Below are 20,933 nucleotides of genomic sequence, written 5' to 3' on the forward strand. Positions count from 1 at the left end.
TATGAAAGCCTTATAATGATAGAATATACTTAATAACGCAGTTTACAATTTTATAGAAAAATTAGAAAATATAAAGGGTGGGTTCATGAAAATTAATTATATAACAACATCGACTTTCGGGCTTGAGGCTGTTGTCAAAAGAGAAGTTGAAAGGCTTGGAGGAGAAAATATAAACGTTTCCGACGGAAGGATAGACTTTTCCGGCGGAATTGAGATGATACCGAGATTTAATATGTGGCTTAGGTCTGGAGACAGGCTTCTGATTAATTTTGCGGAATTTTATGCATATACCTTTGACGAGCTTTTTGAAAAGACGAAGGCTCTTCCATGGGAAGACTGGATAACCATAGACGGAAAGTTTACCGTAACAGGCAAATCTATCAAATCTCAGCTTTTCAGCGTATCCGACTGCCAGTCCATCGTAAAAAAGGCAATTGTGGAACGGCTTAAACCGAAATACAATGTAGAATGGTTTGAAGAAACTGGCCCTGAATATAAGGTTCAGGTTGGGCTTTTAAAGGATAAAGTAACTTTAACCATAGATACTACAGGACCGGGTCTTCATAAAAGAGGATACCGCCTTGACGCTGTTGTGGCCCCTTTAAAAGAAACTATTGCTGCCGCGCTGATTGATCTTTCTTATTGGAAAAAGGACAGAATTCTTTTCGATCCTATGTGCGGTTCAGGAACCATCGCCATTGAAGCCGCCATGATCGCAAGAAATATTGCCCCTGGTCTTACAAGGGATTTTGCATCTAAATACTGGCCCCAAATTGACGAAAAAATATGGAAAGATGAAAAGTCAAAGGCCTATGCAGAAATAAACGTAGATGTGAGGCCTGAAATATATGCTTCCGATATGGATCCGAAGGCCATAGAAACGGCAAAGCATAATTCCCGTCTTGCAGGGGTTGATGATAGTATTTTCTTCGATACCAGAAAGTTCGATTCCCAAACCCCTGCCCCTGGAGATTACGGCGTCATGATTTCAAACCCTCCCTACGGGGAAAGAATAGGAACCTTAGAGGAAATGAAAGAAATTCATAAGAATTTAGGTTTATTCCTAAAGCGAAATCCTTCATGGTCCTTATATGTAATCACTTCAAATGAAGAATTTGAAAAACAATTAGGAAAAAAGGCCGATAAGAAAAGAAAGCTTTTTAACGGAAATGTTAAAACAGACTATTATCAATATTTTGGTCCAAGGCCTCCTAAAAATGATACTATATAGTAAATTAAACCAACAAAAAAGCCCCTAAACGGGGCTTTTATATATTATGAATCCTTCTATAATCTTTTTTAAATGCAGAAAGGATATCGCCTAAAACAAGCTGGTAATCTCTTGTTTTGCCTTGAGCTTTTTTTATTTTGGCATGCTCTAGCAATGCCCTTTTGTTATTTTTATCAAGGTTTAAAGCCTTTGTTATGGCACCGCTTGCTTTTGTAAGCTCATAATTATGCCTGTGATATTTCGCCAAGAGCACCCAAAGCTCACAATTATCCTTATTGCCGAAGACAATGGCCTTTTCAAGGCTTTTTACTGCGGCGCCGTAATCAGTGAATACGGCATGGATATTGGCTTGGCTGATATAAAAATCTGCATCTTTTTCTTTGATATTTTCCAATACATCCAAGGCTTCTTTGTATTTTCTAAGTTTAACATAGGCCTTTGAAAGACTGTAATAATATTCCGGCTTGTATTCTGCTTCCGCCGCCATTTTATAATAATTAATGGCTTCGGAAGGATTGTTGCTTTCAAAGCAAAGCCTTCCATAAAGGAAATTAACGATGGAATTATCGCTTATTCTTCCTGCCTTATTAAGATAAACAAAGGCCTTCTCAAAATTTCCGCTTAAAATAAGGGATTCAGCGTAGTTAATCAATACACTGAAATTTTCCTTATCTATTTCATAGGCTCTTTTAAGAAAGGCGGCCGCTTCTGCAAAATTTTGAGTATGCATAAGACAAATGCCGGCATTATTTAAAACCTTGATATTATCACCATAGGAAAGGGCTTTTTTATAATAGATAAAAGCCTTTTCAGCATCGCCTTTTTTAAAGAGATAGTCTCCCATATCTTTAAGGCGCTCCCATTCAAGCCGATGCTCCCATTCTTTAAGCTCAACCCTTAATGCCGCAAGCTGGGCCCTGTCATAATAATCTGTGAGAGATAAAAATGCCAAAAGCCTGTCGGAAGAGCTTTCAATTGTTTTAAGATTAGAGATTTTTGAAGCAAGATATTTTTCTCCTAAAACATCTCTTACCCACTCTATAAACTCATCACTTATAAAATCTTCAAAGGATTCAATCCAATAATTATAAGAATGGTATAAAGCTTCCTCAAAGGAATATACTTTTATATTTGTTAAATGGAAGGTATAAGGGGTTTTAATTTCACTTTGAGAAATACAATATAAAATCTCCGCAGGCATTTTTTCACCATCTTTATATTTGACTTTTATAAATTAAAGTAAAACAAAATTAAGGCAGGAACAAAACCTATTTTTTATAAACGGATTAAATATAAAAACACTATATTTAACCCACTCATAGTCAATAAACTTGAAAAGAAGCTTGTTGGCTATAAGAGAAAGTCTATCTGAAATACTTACAGTGAAACTATAAAAGCATTTTTAAGTTCACTAAGCGTAAAATATACAGTTTTGTTACTGTTATTAATTTCTTTTGCTATATACCTTATAGCCTTATAAGCTCTGTGATGCTAAGGGCTATATTATCAAGAATATCGTAGAATTTATCCTTTAAATCATAGTACTTTCCATTGGGCTTTGTTACAGGGTCAAAGGCTGCGATGCTGTCTCTGTCTTTTCTTGCTACAACATAAGTTGTAATATTTCTTGAATTCAGCATATCGCATATATCCATGACGCTGTTTCCTCTGTTTGTAGGCACATGAGGGGGAGCGTCGGTTATTAATATAAATATATTTCTGTCAGAAACACCTAAAGAAGCGGAATTTAAAAGCTCAACCCCTGTTTCAAGAGCATCAAGGCTGGATTCCGGAATATCTCCTCCGTGGGTTCTCGGAATGTTCTTAACCTGCTTCTGAAATTTTGTAACATCATTCGTAAAATTATATACCGACGGCTTTTCCTTTTCATTTAAGTCTCCGAAGCCAATAAGGCCTAAATTAAAGCTTGCACCCTTCGAGCTTAATATCTCGGAAAACTCTATGGCTCTGTCCTTAACACCATTGATATAAGTGTCCATAGAACCTGTTGTGTCTATGATAAATACAATATTCACCTTATCGGTAGCTACGGCATGGGGCCTTTCAGGAGGCGCAGAAGCCTTTGAACGGTCAAACACGCCTGTTTGAATACGCCCTGTAGCCATATCCTTAACTTCTACCTGAAAAATATTATTTTCATCTATGAAATAGGTTATTTCCAATTGAGTGGTTCCCGAAAGCCCGGAAAGGATAACGCTTCCGATATATTTCTTCGCTTCTTCGTGACCCTGCTCCCATTGGTAAAGGTCTACGCTTACGGCAGTTGCACCGGACATGGAAGCAAAATTAGAATCGGATATTCTGCATGGTATAGCGCTTCCCATAGGAATGATGGGAATAAGGCTCTTTTCCATAGTAGCGATATTGGTGATTGCTTCTGTTCCGAAAATTTGCCGGGTTATCTGACCTATTTTAACATTTGAGTTAGGCAAATGAATTAAATAATTATAAATTGCCGCACCCATCGCAACGCTTTTGGCAGGGTCTGTTGCCCTGTAGGGCTCTTTAATGAAGCCTGCAACCATTCTCTTAACCATCGGTATCAGCGTAGAACCGCCTACAAGAATAACCTTTGATATTTCATCGGCACCTTTTCCTGACCTTTTTAGGGCTTCTTCAACGATATCCCTGCTTCGGTCTACATATTTACGGATCATCGCTTCAAAATCTTCCCTTGAAATTTCAACAGAAAGATTCTTCGGAACGCCTTCATGAATTATCAGGGGGTTTATTCTTGCCGTAGCGTTATTTGTGCCGGAAAGCTTCTTTTTGGTAGCCTCTGCTTCCTGTTTCAGCTTCTGAATTACTCTCTGGCGTTCGCTTGTTTCCAAGGTGTCAAGGTCTATATTATTTTCTTCCATGAACTTTTCTTTAAAGAATCGGATAATTTCTGCATCAAAATCGTCTCCGCCCAGGTTCATATCGCCTACGTCGGAAAGCTCCTGAAAAATCTCCTGGCCGTTTTCGTCCTGAGAAACCTTTAATACACAGGCGTCGAAGGTTCCGCCGCCTAAATCATAAACAAGAAGGGTCTGGGCATACCCTTGGCGATAACCGTATTCTATGGCGGCAGCCAGAGGTTCGCTCATTAAAAATACATTTTTAAACCCGGCTAAAAGCCCGGCTTCTCTTGTAGCAAATATCTGCCTGTCGTTAAAATAAGCCGGATGGGTAATTACGACCTCGTCAAAAGTTTCTCCTGCTTGTTCTTCCGCCGCCTTTTTTAATTTTTTAAGAATTTCGCCGCTTATTTCCTCCGGTGTCTTTGAAAAGCTTCCCAAGGTAATTTTATCAGGGGAGCCCATAAATCTTTTTACAGATACCATTGTCGTTTCAGGATAAATAACGGCCCCTGCTTTAGCTTCTGAACCTACGATAACCCCTTCTTCCGTATAATTTACAACAGAAGGGAGTATTTCATCAGTACCGTCAACCTTTACTATATCCAAGTCATTATTTTTGTCGTTATAAATTATTGCAACTGAATTTGTAGTTCCAAGGTCAATTCCCAAATAACTCATATATCTTCTCCAATCCCGCGTTATTTTAAAGACCGCGAATTTATACTAGGATATGTCTGAAAAGTCTAAAAACATAGTCTGTTTGCCATAGAAACGCGACTTTATCATCAAGTTTTTCTCCTCAGAAGTTTTGCTTTATAAAATCCGGCCTTCGGCTGTTCGGACTTCTTTCCGTTTCCATTCATTTCATTGCAAAATATCTATCAGTTTGAGTATTTTCAGACACTGACATTATCCTTTTAAAACAGTTTGTGAAAAACGGTCAGGGTCAAAATGCTCTTTATATCCCGAAGGAGCATATTCTTCCGAATATCCCAAATCTTCAACAATTCCTTTTACAAGACCGCCGTCTTCTTCTACCATTAAAGTTATGGATATTCTTGTTTTTCCGCTGGGCCTTTCAGGAAGGCCGCTCATAATTACATCGCCTATAAGCTTGCAGTCCTCATGCTTATCTTCTTTATTAATACGCTCAAGGATCCTTAAATTAAAGCTTGTCATATCCTCTCTGCTGTCTCCTGAAAGCGTAAATATATGGCTTTTTTTTGCAAGAGCATAGGATGTTCCTCTTCTTATCATAGTAAAGAAGGATTTTCTCGGGCCGTTTTGAACCTCAAGGCCAATATCATGAGGAACCGTTACTTCAAATTCAACATTATATTTTTCTGCTTCTATTTCCGTATCGGATAATATGCCCATTTTCATTGCGGCATAATAACAGGCGCCTAAGGATATATCAAGGGCAGGACGCTCGGAGGTATATATTTTTTCCTCGTCATTAAATATTTCGTTCAGCATTTCTCTTACCCAGGGCATATGGCAGGAACCGCCTTCAAGCAATACCCTATCTATGTCTTCAGGAAGCAAAGTACCCTTATAAGCCTCTCTAAGAGCCTTAAGAACAAGCTTCCTTGTCTTTGATATAAAAGGCTCTATAAGTTTCTCAAAATTTTCACGGCTTAACTGCTCCACAAAAGGCGGAATACAGAATGTAAAGGGGATTCTATAATTTTTAACCCCTGAAAGCCTTTCCTTTGCTTCTCTTGCCCTTAAAATAAGCTCAACCTGATTATCTATATCAATGTCGGATTTTTTTTGTTTTGTGGCATTTTCAATGAATTCATAGCATTTTTCCAATATAGCTTCATCTACATTGTCGCCGCCGTGGTAGGCTTCGCCCCCTTCGGAAACAACCTGAAGCTTTATGTGGTCGCTGTCTTTTTCGGAAACGTGGAAAATTGTAATATCAAGGGTTCCGCCGCCGAAGTCGAATACCATAATTTTTTCGTCAAGCTTTATCTGATGTCTGAAGTTATAGGAAAGAGCCGCCGCTTTAGGCTCTTCGATAAGACAAATAAGCTTATCCTTAAGGCCTGCAAGTTCACATGCCCTTATCGTCGCTTTTTTAGCTCCATCGTCAAAATCATATGGCACAGAGACTACAAGGCCTGCGATTTCCGCTTTGGGATTCATGGCTTTACAGTGCTTTACAAGCTCTTTTAATATAAAAGAGGAAATTTCCTCAGGAAGATAGTCTCTGCCGTCTATATTAATCTTTTCGTCGGTTCCCATTTTCCGCTTGATGGATCTGATGGTGGTTTCGGGATAAATTTTCATAGAGCGGTAGGCTTCTTCACCAATTACCCATTCCCCTTCGCCCTCTTCGTTTTTTCTGTACTGTACAACAGAAGGAAGCGGAATTTTGCCAAATCCATTGGATATGTCTATAGGATCTGGTTTCTGGCTTATAGGATTAAAATAGCTTATGATGGAATTGGTGGTTCCAAGGTCTATCCCTAATATATAATAATCCTCGGGAAGCTTTCCCTTTTCGCTTATAATTTGCTTATACTCTTCCCAGCTCAATAAATTCACCTCTGCAATGATATATAATATTCTTCTTTAAGGCCTGTAGACTGAAAAAATTCTCCAAAGCCCAAATCCATAACCCTCGCCTTAAGAAGGCCGATGTTTTCTAAAGAAAGACTAAGCTCAAGCTTTAAAGCCCCCTTAGGTCTTTTTGCCACATCTTTTATTTTTAAATTGGTAAGGGTAAGAATTTTCCCTTCGCTGTTTCTTCTGAACAGCTCAATTTCAAGTTCTTCTTCCGTCTTCTCATTTACAATAATTCTTACGGCCTTATTTCCCTGCCACCAGAAGCAATTCTTTTCGATTATAGGAATAAACTTCCGGCTTTCATTTTTTAATATAAAAATTCCGATATCCTCTTTTAACTGAAGCTCGTCCGATATATTAAGCTCGAAAGTTTCGTAAGCCTCTAAATAAGAGGCGGCAAGTATGGACGCCCCTTCTGCAATGGAGGCTTTTGAATTTTTAAACCTGATAATATGGCTGTCGGGAAAAAAGTCATTTATAGCTTCTTTTATCCAAAGCATTTCAAAGCCGCCGCCTGCACAGATGACAGTATCAATATCCCCAAAATCAATAGGCGTATCTTCTTTTTTAATATTATTTTTAAATAAATTACTAAGAAAGTCTTTTAGGCTTTCCTTAAAGGGATTGATGAATTCTTCCGAATCTTTTTTTGAAAAGGAGCATTGAAAAGGCGGATAGGCAAAATTAAAATACAGTTTCACATCCTTATTGAAAATACTTCTTTGAAAGATAATATCTTTATGCTGATAAGAAAACACGCTTATCTGTTCTAATATTTGATAAGGAATGGATTCCTTTGGTGTTTTTGTATTTTCCGAATACATATCTATAAATATTTCATTTATTTTCGATTCAAAATTAGCCGAACCTATATTTTTATCATAAAGATAAGAAAGCGTATTAATGTTTACGGCCTTTCCATCGGGCAGGGCCTCGTATAAGCTTCCTCTAAGCTCTCTGCTGCCGTAATCAAGAACTAAAACATTCTCCTTTACGGGTGATTTGCCAAAATAATAATTGGCAAAAATACATTCTCTGTCCGTAACAAAATCAAGTATTTTTCTATCATAACCTATCAGAGAAAAGCACCTTAAAAGCTCTTCTTTTCCGTCGTCTGAAATATAGCTTGGAAGAGAAACAACAATCCCTGCTATCTCAGCTTTAGGATTTATATTTTTACAATTATTAATAAGTTCTTTCAGATACAGGCTTAATATGCTTACAACGGATTCCAGCTTATGGTCAATTTCGACATATTCCTTTTTCCCAAGTTTACTTACAAGAGAAGAAAAAGTAATGTCGTTTCCCATTCCTTTATTCAAAATAGCATACTCTCCGAAAACCCATTCTCTGCTTTGGGGTATATATTGGACGACCGTAGGCATATTAGCCTTTCCGTATCCGCCGCTGATATCTATAATTTCAGGGATTTTTCTATTGACATCAAAATAACATATAGAAGATGTTGAATCGCCTAAATCAATGCCCAGAATAAATTGGGTTTCATCTAAGTTTTTTGATTTGAACATATTTTTTAAGCCAATCAAGCTCATTGCTATCACGATCCTATAGTTATTTTGCAGCTATAATATTTGCTCTTAATAAAACCTGCCCGTTTTGAGAATAGCCTCTGTTAAGGACCTTTATAATGCTGCCCTTGGCAAAGCCCTCTTCTTTTTTAGCCATTAAAACCTCATGCTCTTTGGCATTAAATAAATCTCCCAAAGATGGATTTATCTGCCTGATATTAAATTTAACAAATTTATTTAAAATGTCTGAATATATCTTTTTTACATAATTTCCGTATTGGAGAACGTTTCTATCAGAGCTTTCCATAAGTTTTTCGACACTGTAATTTAAAATTTCTTCAAATGTGGACATTTCAAATAAAAGGGTGTCTCTTTTAAATCCTGTGCTTAAAGAAATTAATTTATCTTTCTTTTCTTCAAGTAATTTATTGTATTTATATAAAGCTTCTCTGGAATTTTCCTTCGTAGTCTCCGAGAAAAAACGGTTAAGGGCTGTTATTTCCTGATAGTTCTGTTCCATATAGCCTTTATGATTATTTTTTAAATAATCCAAAACCAGCCCGCGTATTTCTTTTATGAAATCATCATTTAAAACAGCATTCTCAGAGGTATCTATATTGTTAATATTTTCCAGGTAATAATCGAAGCCTTCCTTTATGCCTTCTGTTTTAATGCTTACAGTCTCATTTATACCTTCTATAATATTTATTTCCTCACAGGAAAGAAGGCTTTCCTTATTTTCCGAAAAATACGGTGCAAGAGAATTAAAACTTAATATCATAAAATCGGCAATGGATTTGTTTTCATCTACGAATTCTTCTTTCAATTCTTCAAGGCATTCTCCTTGGTTTTCTTTTTCGATTATTCTTATATATCTAAGTATTCCGTCATTTATATCGGTTTCAAGCTCTTCTTTTATCATTTTGATATTTTCTAAATGCACCTGTTTATCAAATTGATAATCAGAATGAACAGAATCGGCAATAATCACATTAAAATCTTCAAAAGAAGGTAAGCATATCTCTTCATCCCTTTTATCAAGCCTTGAAGAATACTTGTTTTCCATGTATTCAATGGATTTTCCCAAATGCTGATAAGCTTCTTTCGCAAGAGAAAGCATATTTTCAATGGCTTCTATATTGCCTTTAGACGCCTCAAGTTCAGGAATTTGAATTTTAATAATAGAGGATAATATGGCATATTCCTGCTTTATAAGGCTAAGCTTATTATCCAAATCGTCGGAATATAAATTTTTATCAATTTCTGAAAGAGATTTCTCTATGCCTTCGCAGTATATTTTGTAAACAGGCCCGGAGAATTCCAATAAAATCCTTTTGCCTATTTCTTCAAAGCTCATTTCTATATTTTCATTGTCTATATCCCATATGCTTCTATCCAAAGAAGCATAGATGCTTTTAATAATCCCCGGAAACACAGGCTTTATGATATCCATGGAAGATGCAATATAGGATTTGAATATTTCAGACGCATTTAGATTTATAGCATTTTCTGCGATACAATTTTCTTCTTTATAATCATCGCATCTTGATGCCAATACATCTGACATGCCTTGCATAATAGAGCTTATATGCCCGTCTTCAATATTTGTCCCGACCTTTTCATATATATGAATGATATCCCTGTAAGTTTTTATTAAATAGCCGTAGGATTTCTCATAAGCGCTTAAAAACAAAAATATATTTGAATTGTGATAAGACGAAATATAGAGGCTGTTGAAGCTTTGTATAAAGACCTCGTTTGTAAAGCCTATGGCATAGTCTTGAAACATTTCCAAATAGGCTTTATACATTTTATTATAGGATTTTATAACTTTTATGCTGTGTTCCGACTGACCTTTATAGACATTTCTGCGAACATTTCTTTTTTTACGCTGCTTCGGCGATTTAAGCATTTATATGACCCCTTAAATATTTCTTATAGGCAGAACAGTCAAGCCAATGAATATTTTACTAAGAAACATGAATTCGTGTATTTTAATAAAGAAGCCACGTTTCTATGGCAAATAGGCAAGGCTTTTGACTTCACGCCCCTAGTAAAGCTCATCTACGGAAAGCTCTGTTTCAACTCCTGATGCACTGGTAGATTTAGCAGTAACCTTAAGCATATTTTCCTGAGACACATTAAATATAATTTGCACCTTTTCCTGACCTCTAGGCCCTTGGGGTATTCCTCTTAAAGAAGTACCTGCAAGCCTTTTCATGCCTTCCTGGTTTACATATTGGGTTTTATCGTCGGTAGAAGGAATGGTATTTTCATAAACAACGATTGCCATACTGGTTACATTGTCAAAATTCGTTGTAAGAAGCTCCCCTGCCTCAACCACCAATCCTTCTTTGGGTATATCGATACCAGCTTTTACTATTTCTAAAAATCTTCTGCCGGCTATTTCAAGACCTAAGGGGTGAACAGTCTTCTCCTGAACAATAGGACCTCTTACCGTAGGCATCATAATCATATTGCAGTAATGGGCGGCTCCTTGGGATATGCTTAATGCAGGGCTTATTTTAGATTTATAAGGCTCCTTATTAAACTTTTCCTTTATTTTTTCGCCTATTGCGCTTATAGAAGAGCTTCCGCCTACAAGGAATATTTCATTAACATTTTCAGAACTGAATCCTGCCGCATTGATACAATCGTCTACACATTTTAATGTCATATTTAAAATATCATGAACGTTTTTACCGGAGAATTTTTCAAATACCTCGTCAGTATCTCCCAATTGGTTTACTCTTTGATGATTTAAAAACTCATCTCTTGATATTTCCATATTAATATTTACTATTTTAGGCTCCTGAATCAAAGGCGCAAGAACTATTTTGGTAGTTGCGGCCTGTGAAAGCCTTTCTTTTGCCTGAGTTGCAACCTGATTCAATCTTACAAGAGCAACCTTTTTCTGACGCTTTGATACACCATCATCGGCATTTTCATCGAAAAGGTCGATTTCATTATTTGTAAGCTTTTTAAATTCCTCATAAATCATATCCATGATTATTTTATCAATATCGTTTCCGCCGAGATTATTATCTCCGTAGGTGCTTAATATGGATATGGCAGGCTCTCCTGCTTCTTCTATTTTAACTTGGAGAAGGCAGGCGTCAAAGGTACCTCCGCCGAAGTCATAAACCAATACGTTTTTATCATTTGTTTCGTTTATTGCATAGCTTATGGCGGCAGCAGCAGGCTCAAGCCTTAAATATACGCTTTCCTCATCAAAGCCTGCAAGGATAGCCGCCTGCTTTGTTTTCTGCTTTTGCTTATCGGTAGAGTTTGCGGGAACCGTAATTACACAGCCGGAAAACTCACCGGCAATATTAAGCTCCTCCTGAACATATTCATCTGCCTTAAGTTTTAAATAGCCTATGATTTCGCCGGCTATTTCCTCCGGCAAAAAGCTGTATTCTTTTTCGTCTACAGTGATATTTATTTTTTCTTCAGAGCCTAAAAGCCTTTTTATAGACAAAACTGTACTCATAGGATATATTACGGCAGCTTCTTTTGCCTGAATGCCGAATATTTTTGAAAGCTTTGTTTCGTCGTCCGGATCTGTTTCAAACTGAACGGCTGTAGGGAATATATTGCTTCCGTCCAAAGGAATGGTTTGCGCTTCGCCGTCTTTGAAATTATATATGCTTACTACTGAATTTGTTGTTCCAAAGTCAATACCTAAAAAAAGTCCTCTTTCAAGATCAAGACCCAGTGTTGCCATAAAATCTCCTCCTAATTTAAAATACTGTTAATCTGAAGTAAATCCTTTCATATAGCACTTGTACTTTTTCATGGACTGCATACAAGTACGGACAGCTTCCACGTCATTGTTACGAATAAGTTTGCATTCATGACTCTTTAAACTTTTATATCAGATTATATTTCCGATAATAGATTGCTTTTCACTTAAAAGATCGTTTATGATCTTTTCCGCTTCGTCATATTTAAACATCTGATCATAAATAATGGCATTATTAATCAAAAAATAAGTATCACTTGTATTTTCTTTAATGCCTGCCCTATTATTTATAAAATGCTCTTCTTTCGTGTCTATACTGCCTGTGGAAATTTGTTCACTGAAATAAAAAGAAATTTTTTCGTTATAAAACAAGGGCAAAACAGTAGAAAATATCCCAAATATTTTATAATCCATTTCTATAGACTTATATTCACTGTCCTCTTCCAGCTTATAATATAAAAAGACCTTCTTATTAGACGAGCATTTATAAATAAAGGGTTGATTCTTTTCAATATACGCATTTCTTAAGGTTTTGTCTTTTATGTTTTTAAACTCCGGAATAATTATGTTGTCAAACTCCATATATTCCATTGCTCTTTTCATTATTTCTTCAGAATGGAAACTTCTCATTCCAAAATGGAGGTAGATTCTTGAAAGGCTGTAGGAAAGAAGGCTATCCTCTGCTTCCATCTCTACTTTTTCAAGGATAGAAAGGGTCTCATATTCAGGTTTTACTAGATTTATAAGCATCTCATAACAGGCAAAATAAATATATTTTTTAACCAGCTCATTTTCTTTATCCAACTTATACATTCTAATAAAAACTTCTTGAGAATCAGGAGAAAAGTCATGCATCCATATACTGTTTTCAAGGATAATTTCATCAAGCCTTCTATTATCTGCAGAAAGGCTTAAAAGCGTACTGCTTAATTGCAGCCATTCTTCCTGGCTTCCCCTATAATAATCAAGAACAATATCCAAAAGATTTCTGTCATAATAATTATTCATTAAAAGCTCATAAGCTGGATTTGCTACGAACTGCCTTAAATTTTCCTTCTTGGATATTTCTTTAAGGGCAATAAATAATGCCCTGTCGGAAATAAATTCTCTTTTTTTATTGATGATTCTGATGGCATTGGTATAGTCCCCGGCGTTTATAAAAACATTCAGCATACTTTCCATATGCTTTTCGCTGATATAATTTTCATCTATATCTTTGAAATACTGTAAAGCAGCATCGTAATCATTTTTTAGAAAAAGAAGATTTCCTAAAGCAGCGCTTACCTGCATTCTAAATACAGGCGATAGCTCGGGAAAGCTTAAGGTTTTATTTAATATTAAAGAATAATCCTCGTTGGTTTTTTCAAGATTGATATAATAATCCGAAAGCGCAAGATATATATTAAGGTCTTCATAGCCTCTTGAAAGAAAGTCCGTATAAAGCTTGGGACCGGCGGTTTCCAATTGCCTTTTGAAAGTGGCCTTGTAATTTATAATTTTTTTGTTGCTGCTATCCATAACAATGTATTTGAAATTACCTGTAGGAGATTTTATCATGCATTTGCCGTTTTCGATTTTATATATATCCATATAAGAAATTTCTTTTTCAGATACCCAAACAAAACCTTCTGAAAGGTCTTCAAACTTGCCTTCATAAAGAAAAAGATTTTCATATAAAATGGTTTCTGTTTCTTTGGCAATATCTTTATAACGGTTTCTTATGCTGTCTAAACAGTAATGATATATGCTTAAATAATATCTGCTTTTATTTGTTTTTATATTGTTTAGGGCGAAGCGGATAATTTCCATATTAAGCTTATATTCATTTATAAGAAAGCTGAATTTCTTTTTCGTAATCAGCTGATGGTAAACATAAGGAAGAATATCCGTGTCTATTAAATAATTTTCTATCAGGTCGCTCATAATATAGAGGCTTATGTCTTCTTCATCGTTCAATGCGGAAGCCTTCACGAGGGCCTTTGAAAGGCCTTTAAAAGAAAGCTGTTTTGATTCAGCCTTTTTATAAAACAGATAAGCATCGTAAGAAAAGTCGGAATTTTCTATATGGCATTTACAAATTTCTATAAGGAGCCAATCAATATTAAATAAATTATATATTTCTTTATATAAGGATAAATCCTTTTTAATTTCTTTTACAGCTATTAATCGGTTGTCTTCAATAACATAATCCTTAAGTATCCCTTGGGATAAAGCCCATTTAAGATAATTGTTAAAAAGAAGCTCATTTTTAAATAAAGTACCTTCTTTGGACATATTGTGCAAAGCATAATACATGAAAAAAGAACGGCCGCCTTTTGTATAGGAAAGCCCAAGAAACTCCATGGCTTCATCAAAAAGTTCAAGCCTTAAATACAAGTCTCCCATAAGCAAATCATATATATATCCTTTATTTCCAAGCTCCTTAAGCTGTTTCATAGTCTTTTGAGCTTTTTTAGTTTTGCCCTGCTTTATCAGCAGAAGTGAGTTAAGGTATATATATATTCCATAAATGTCGCTGCCGCTGTTTTTATAATATGTTCTATAAGATTTAAAAGAATTTAAAGTTTCTTCAGCAGTATCAAGATTATTAATCTCGATATTATAAAATATATCAAGTAAAAAAAGATGTACTGATGAGGGATTTGTTGCAAGAGCTGATGCTACTGCTCTTAATGCCTTAGACAAAAAGGAAATATTTCCCAGTAAATAACTGCTGTAATATCTTAAGGAAGTAGCTATGGCATTTTTATAATTGGGCTTTTTAAGAAGCAGCTCTTCCATACCTATTATTTTTTTTTCAATCGTTTTCATCTTAAAAACCACCTATGGTTAATTTCAGAAGCTTGGAAAATTGTCTTTTTTTATATACGGACTCTATATATAACGAACTTTCCAGCGTAGGCTGCTTTTTAAGGCTTAACTGGGCCTGCAAAAGCTTTGGGATATCTATAGTAAAAGGAATAAGAGCTGTTTCGTTTATATAATATCTCTTTCCTTCAAGCTTAATAAAGCTGTCTTTAGGGGTTATATCTACAGTAAGCTTCTCATTTGCATTATTTATAATTAAAATATTTGAACTATCCTTAAAAGAAAGGTATGTTCTTTCCAATTGGGCATCTATAAAGCTAAGCTTAACGGCCTTCACCTCAAGAACTTTGTCCGACAGAAACACCTTATCAAAATTGACTTTTCTGCTGAATTTCAAAGGGTCTATGGCATAATTTATATATGCCGTGCCTTCATTGTCAAAATCTGATGAAAGAACAGTCTTTTTGCCGAGAGAAAACCACGGGGATATATTTTTAATTTCTTCTTCAATATAGCCAGATCCTGTCTTTTTTAGCTTAATGAGCCCTGTATATATATCGTCATTAAAAGCAGGGACAATAACAGAAATAAGCCTGTTTTCAAAATCTACGGAGGCTCTGTGCTTCAGTTTATTGGCAATTAAAAAATTATCCAAAGCCCTTTCCTTATTTGTATCAAGCAGGAACTTTTCATATAAGTCCATATTTTCATATCCTATGGCTTTAAGCCATGACATAAATTCTCTTTTATAAAATAAGGCCTCAGCTTTTGAAGGATATTTCCTGAAATAACCATAAAAATCCTTTAAAGAAGAAATACTTATTTTTTCCTCTGTTTCAATAGAACAAGGAACTACCTTTATGGTAAATTCAATTTTATGCTCGCCGCCGTTTGACATAATAACGGCGGTTGATTTCAGTATTTCTTCGGAATTTATATTCGGGGCTATTTTAACTTCGTTAGCATATTTGGAGCCATATGTATTTAAATTGATATAAAACATTATTTTTGAGTTATTTCCGTTAAATTCTTCCGGCTCAAAGCTTATAAACCGGCTGTTGGACATAATCCTGCCGGCTATTGTTCCGCCACCGCTGTTTTTTATAATAATGCTTCCTTCGCAGCTGTTAGAAGTTTCAATATAAATCTTTTTCGTGTCTTTATTAATAATTGGCAACGGTCCTTCAAACTGCTCTTTAAAATCCATACTATCCGCCTTTATTTGATTTTTAGTATTTCATCTTTAATTATGGCTAAGGTCTGAATATAGGCTTTGCTTTGCTCTTGAAGCTCTTCAAAGGCTTTATCTATATGGTCTATCACTTGGGCATTGGTCATGGTTATCATTTTGATATTGTCTTTTAAATCCTCATTAAGTTCATAATAAGAGGTATCTACATGATGGCTTATAATGCTTCCCAAAGCCTCTCCAAGCTCTACTGTTATGGATTTAAGGCCTTCTTCATAGCTTTCAAGGCTTGTTTTTAAAATCTTCTGATTTTCTGTAAGATAAGAAAGTTCTTCTTTTACTGATAAGCTTAAAGCAGAAAGTTCTTCATACTTTTTATCAATATTTTCAGAGGAATTTATAAGGGCATGAATCTGTTCAGAAATTTTACTGCTTTGGGCCTCACTGGATTTGCTTAATGCTTCTACAGAGTTTATAAGCTTATTTGAAACATTTTCAAAAGACGAAAGGGTGTCTTTTAGGGACTTTGTTTCTAAATTAAGTTCTTTTTGAGATTCATAGGCATTTTCTACGGCGTTTTTCCACTTGCTTAAAGGTTCGTCAAGATAAGAGCTGAATTTGGAAAGGCTTTCCATCGTAAGATTTACTGAATCGGCAATCTTTAGCATGCCTTCTCCTATGCCTTTATTCAGCTCAGCGCTTATGTTTTTGACAGAGTCTGAAAAAACATTTGCCTGGTTGGCAATTGCCACAACAAGCTCTACTTTAAGCCTTTGAATGGCTGATGTAAAATCCCCTATATAGTATTGACCTATTTCCCTGTTTACATAACTTTCAATATCGTAAGCAAGATTTTCCCGAATAATATCAAAATTAAAAATAACTGAAAAAATATTAAAAATAATAAAAAAGGAAATAGCTGCTGTGCCAAATACCGCAGGATAATCAAATATAACCGCAAGAATAAGACCTATAAAAAGGAATCCTGTTTCTAACCCCTTTATAAATCCGCTGAGGCTTTCCATATTTATTCCTAAAAACCGGATACTTAAAAGGTGCCTTTTTACAATGGAGCCTGTATCTATATTGCTTATTCCTTTTTCACCTATTGCTCTAAAATCCTTGACTATTTTATTAAGAAGATTATATTTATAAGGCTTTAGGTCTACTATATTATGAACTTCCTTGGCGCTCATTTTGAATATGGCGCTTTGAGCTTTATAACTAAAACATATTAAAATGCGAAATATAATACAAAAGATCCCTAAAGAAAGAATTCCTATTAATGAATATCTGGCAATATCGTCATTGATATTTAATACTTGCTCTATTAATGAATTTAAGTCAAACAAATTAACACCCTTTCCCTGTTATATTTAACAATAAATCCGAACATATTTTAATGATAATTATATCAGATTTTTATTAAATAATCACCATGTTTGCGTATTTTTATAAGAAGAAGGTACAAAATGTATAATTTATATTAAATACGTTTGGAAAATGATATAAGTTTTAATCTTTATTAAAGTTAGAGTGTTTTATGGGTTTATATTTTAATTATTTGAATCTTATTGTATAATTAGATTATAAAATAAGCGGAGGTGCTTTATGAATAAAACAATCAATTTAATGAGTGACACTACCACCCTTCCTACCGATGAAATGAGAAAGGCAATGTTTGAAGCTGAAGTAGGCGATGATGTTTCCAATGCCGATCCAACGATACATAAGCTTCAGGTGCTTGCCGCAAACATAACGGGAAAAGAAGCAGCTTTATTCATGCCCAGCGGAACAATGGGAAATCTTGCGGCTTTGATGAGCCATTGCAGCGCAGGAGAAGAAGTTATTGTGGAAGAAAACTCTCATATTGTTCTTTATGAAGGCGGAGGAATCGCAAGAGTTGCCGGATTAATGCCAAAAATCATAAAAGGCGAAGCAGGTATTATGAGCCCTGAACAAATAAAGGCTGCTTTCAGAGAGGAAAATATTCATTTTCCAAAAACAAAGCTTATATGCCTTGAAAATACCCATAATGCCGGTGGCGGTACCGTTTATCCTATGGAATATCTTAAAGAAATAAGAGCAATCGCCGACGAAAAAAATATAAAAGTTCATATGGACGGCGCAAGGGTATTTAATGCGGCGGCTTATCTTAATATAGATGTTAAAGAAATAGTTCAATATGTAGATTCCGTAATGTTCTGCCTTTCCAAAGGCCTTTCTGCTCCGGTAGGTTCTATGCTTTGCGGAACAAAGGAATTTATTCATGAAGCCCTAAGAGTAAGAAAGCTTCTTGGGGGCGGTTTAAGGCAATCAGGAGTGCTTGCGGCAGCAGGAATCGTATCCCTTGAACAAATGACCGAAAGGCTTTCAGAAGACCACAAAAACGCTCGCATACTTGCAGAAGAGCTTAATAAAAACCCTAATATCAGCATCAATATGGATAATGTGAAAACCAATATTGTATTTTTTGATGTTGCGGGAAATATAGATGCCTGTGAGCTTTCAGAAAGACTTAAGAACGAATTTAATATTTTATGCGACAGAAAGAACGCAACAAGAATACGTATGGTTACAAACCGTCATATTGAAAAAGAAGACGTGCTTTATGTAATAGAAAGCGTAAATAAAATATTAAAGTAAAATTTGGATTACCAGGCATTAAACTATAGTAAATTTATTATGAAGAAGCAGCAAAAGCCTATTCCTAGTAGGCTCAAAAACACGGATTTCCTTCGAAACGGTATATTTTTGAGCCTGGGTAAATATACGGCCTTGCTACTGTTTAGATTTAAATTTACTATATACTGCCTATAGTTATTAAACTTAAAAACTATTTTTGGTTATAAGTTTAATATGTTTTCTGTAACTCTATAGTAAATAGGTTTTTCTTACTCTTTTAATAGGAGTTTACTAAAAATAAAAGCCCGAATGTTCGGGCTTTTATTTTTAAAACTATTACTTTAAGTTTTCAAGAAGCTTAATAAGAAATCTCCATGTTCTTTCCATAGAGGCTATACTTAATTTTTCATCAGGAGTATGAGCGCCTTCTGCATCGGGGCCAAAAGCTACAATATCAACACCCGGGAGCTTCTCGGAAAGGATTCCGCATTCAAGACCGCCGTGAGTTGCTGTAACACTGGGTTTCTTTCCAAACATTTCTTCATATGTGGATACGCATATGTCTCTTAACTGAGATTCAGGATTAAATTCCCATGCCGGATATTCGTTTATATAATCAAGCTCTGCTCCCAAAAGCTCTGCCAAGGCCTTAAACTGGTCCTTCATATATGCTTTTCTTGTTCCTACGGAGCTTCTTGTGGCAGAATTAAATTTAATTTCCTCATCTGTAGTTTCAACAACACCTAAATTAGTTGATGTTTCGGTAAGGCCTTCAATATCAAGGCTTTTTGCTACAACCCCATAAGGAATCAGCATTAAAGCTTTGATTACTTTACCTGTGCAATCTTTTGTGAAGGCTTCGGAAGCTACAGCTGTTTTTTCTAATGTAATTCTTAAATCAGGTTCTGTATTTCTATATTCCTGCTTAAGCTCATTTTCTATTTTAGAAACAAGCTCAATTACCTTTTCAGTGTCGGATTCTTTAATATTTATTAATGCATCGGCTTCCCTTGGGATTGCGTTATCTTTTAAACCGCCGGATACTCTGGATAGAAAAGTATCAAATCTGCTGTTTATCTGGTCTAATAATCTGCCTAAAAGCTTATTGGAGTTTGCAAGTTCTTTATGGATACAAGCTCCTGAATGACCACCTTTAAGGCCTCTTACTTTAAGAGCGAAGGTTTCAAAACCTTGCGGGATATTTGTTCTTTCAGCCTTAATACGAATAACCTGCATTAAGCCTCCGGCGCAGCCGGCAAAGAAATAGCCTTCCGGTCCGCAGTCAAGATTGATGAATCTTTTCCCCTTAATATTGCTGCAATCGATTTCTCTGGCACCGCCCATACCTACTTCTTCGTCTGTTGTAAGCATTACTTCAATGGCCGGATGCTTTAATTCACTGCTGTCAAGGATAGCCATGGCAAGGGCAACAGCAACACCGTTATCAGCCCCTAAAGTAGTTCCGAAAGCTTTGATAAAATCGCCGTCAACAACGAGCTTTATAGGATCCTTGGAGAAATCATGGTCTACATCTTGATTTTTTTCATTTACCATGTCGATATGCCCCTGAATAATAACTCCGGGAGAATTTTCATATCCTGCGGTTGCGGGCTTTTTGATTATTACATTTAAGGCCTTATCCTGATAAACTTCAAGACCTCTTTCCTTCGCAAAGTTTACAATGTAGTCGCTTGCTGCCTTTTCATCGCCTGAACCCCTGGGGATACGGCTAAGCTCTTCAAAAAAACGAAATACATTTTTAGGCTCTAAATTATCAAGTATATACATTTGCTCATCTCCTGACTAAACTTATTTTACTTTATCATCAATAACAATAAATACATCTTTGTTAACGATAAAAGGGGCCATGTCTGAAAAAGTCAATTTTGCCATAAAAGCGTTATTTCTTTGTCAAAAATACTAAAAAACAGGCCATGCAGATTTTCACCTATGCAAACCGTAAATGCTATGCACTAAAAGTGTAGAGCTTGCTGTCTTTGTATTCTTTTCTTCAAATTCACATTTTCTTGCAAACAATACTTTTTCAGCTTTAAAACTGAAAAATGTATTTCTGCTGTAGAATAATAAATAAACTTTAGTTTATTTATTATTCTTAGCGGTTTGACTATTTTCAGACACTGCCTAGGATAAAATATCTTTTATTTTACAGCTTATAGTAAATTTCAAATTAAACCGTAATAAAAATCGTGTATTTTGAATGGCTTAAGCATAGGGATTCTATATGTTTAAGCCGTTTATAAAAAATAGATTTTTATTGCATCCTTCTGTGAAATTTACTATATATGCCATTTATTTAATATGCATATTTTACCATAAATATTAGAAAAAACCAACATTATCATAAACA

The 20,933-nt window shown here is 35.4% G+C and carries 12 protein-coding genes; 2 read left to right on the forward strand and 10 right to left on the reverse strand.

Going from position 1 to position 20,933, the window contains the following annotated elements; genetic code table 11:
* Window positions 1–85: 85 nt before the first annotated feature.
* Window positions 86–1,231: a THUMP domain-containing class I SAM-dependent RNA methyltransferase gene (locus NBX03_RS07895; protein ID WP_250227243.1), complete on the forward strand. Its 1,146-nt coding sequence runs from the start codon at window positions 86–88 to the stop codon at window positions 1,229–1,231.
* A 37-nt stretch (window positions 1,232–1,268) separates the two neighbouring features.
* On the opposite strand, the gene NBX03_RS07900 is transcribed toward NBX03_RS07895, so the two are convergent.
* The 9 genes from NBX03_RS07900 to NBX03_RS07940 form a co-directional block, all read right to left on the reverse strand.
* Window positions 1,269–2,432 (reverse strand): tetratricopeptide repeat protein, encoded by a 1,164-nt coding sequence (locus NBX03_RS07900; RefSeq protein ID WP_250227244.1) that lies wholly within the window; start codon window positions 2,430–2,432, stop codon window positions 1,269–1,271.
* 265 nt (window positions 2,433–2,697) lie between these two features.
* The gene (locus NBX03_RS07905; protein ID WP_250227245.1) at window positions 2,698–4,773 is read right to left on the reverse strand and encodes an Hsp70 family protein; all 2,076 of its coding nucleotides are present in this window, start codon (window positions 4,771–4,773) and stop codon (window positions 2,698–2,700) included.
* Window positions 4,774–5,004: 231 nt separating this feature from the next.
* On the reverse strand, window positions 5,005–6,639 hold the full coding sequence (locus NBX03_RS07910) for an Hsp70 family protein (protein WP_250227246.1): 1,635 nt from the start codon (window positions 6,637–6,639) through the stop codon (window positions 5,005–5,007).
* Between the two features lie 5 nt (window positions 6,640–6,644).
* Window positions 6,645–8,222 carry a DUF5716 family protein gene (locus tag NBX03_RS07915; RefSeq protein WP_250227247.1) on the reverse strand — a complete coding sequence of 526 codons (1,578 nt, stop codon included), beginning with the start codon at window positions 8,220–8,222 and terminating at the stop codon, window positions 6,645–6,647.
* A 19-nt stretch (window positions 8,223–8,241) separates the two neighbouring features.
* The gene (gene grpE, locus NBX03_RS07920) at window positions 8,242–10,110 is read right to left on the reverse strand and encodes a nucleotide exchange factor GrpE (RefSeq protein WP_250227248.1); all 1,869 of its coding nucleotides are present in this window, start codon (window positions 10,108–10,110) and stop codon (window positions 8,242–8,244) included.
* Between the two features lie 138 nt (window positions 10,111–10,248).
* Window positions 10,249–11,925, reverse strand: a complete 1,677-nt coding sequence (locus NBX03_RS07925; protein WP_250227249.1) for an Hsp70 family protein — start codon at window positions 11,923–11,925, stop codon at window positions 10,249–10,251.
* A 150-nt stretch (window positions 11,926–12,075) separates the two neighbouring features.
* The gene (locus NBX03_RS07930) at window positions 12,076–14,754 is read right to left on the reverse strand and encodes a DUF5717 family protein (protein ID WP_250227250.1); all 2,679 of its coding nucleotides are present in this window, start codon (window positions 14,752–14,754) and stop codon (window positions 12,076–12,078) included.
* A gap of 1 nt (window position 14,755) precedes the next feature.
* Complete coding sequence (locus tag NBX03_RS07935) at window positions 14,756–15,958, reverse strand: DUF5717 family protein (protein WP_250227251.1); 1,203 nt, start codon at window positions 15,956–15,958, stop codon at window positions 14,756–14,758.
* An 11-nt stretch (window positions 15,959–15,969) separates the two neighbouring features.
* Window positions 15,970–17,136, reverse strand: coding sequence for a hypothetical protein (locus NBX03_RS07940; RefSeq protein ID WP_250227252.1), 1,167 nt, complete (start codon window positions 17,134–17,136; stop codon window positions 15,970–15,972).
* 415 nt (window positions 17,137–17,551) lie between these two features.
* Here NBX03_RS07940 and ltaE point away from each other — a divergent pair, with 415 nt between their 5' ends.
* Complete coding sequence (gene ltaE / locus NBX03_RS07945; RefSeq protein ID WP_250227253.1) at window positions 17,552–18,586, forward strand: low-specificity L-threonine aldolase; 1,035 nt, start codon at window positions 17,552–17,554, stop codon at window positions 18,584–18,586.
* Window positions 18,587–18,901: 315 nt separating this feature from the next.
* Here ltaE and NBX03_RS07950 read toward each other — a convergent pair whose 3' ends face one another.
* Window positions 18,902–20,353 (reverse strand): aminoacyl-histidine dipeptidase, encoded by a 1,452-nt coding sequence (locus NBX03_RS07950; RefSeq protein WP_250227254.1) that lies wholly within the window; start codon window positions 20,351–20,353, stop codon window positions 18,902–18,904.
* Window positions 20,354–20,933 lie beyond the last annotated feature (580 nt).

The sequence above is a fragment of the Anaeropeptidivorans aminofermentans genome, assembly GCF_940670685.1.
Classification (GTDB): domain Bacteria; phylum Bacillota; class Clostridia; order Lachnospirales; family UBA5962; genus Anaeropeptidivorans; species Anaeropeptidivorans aminofermentans.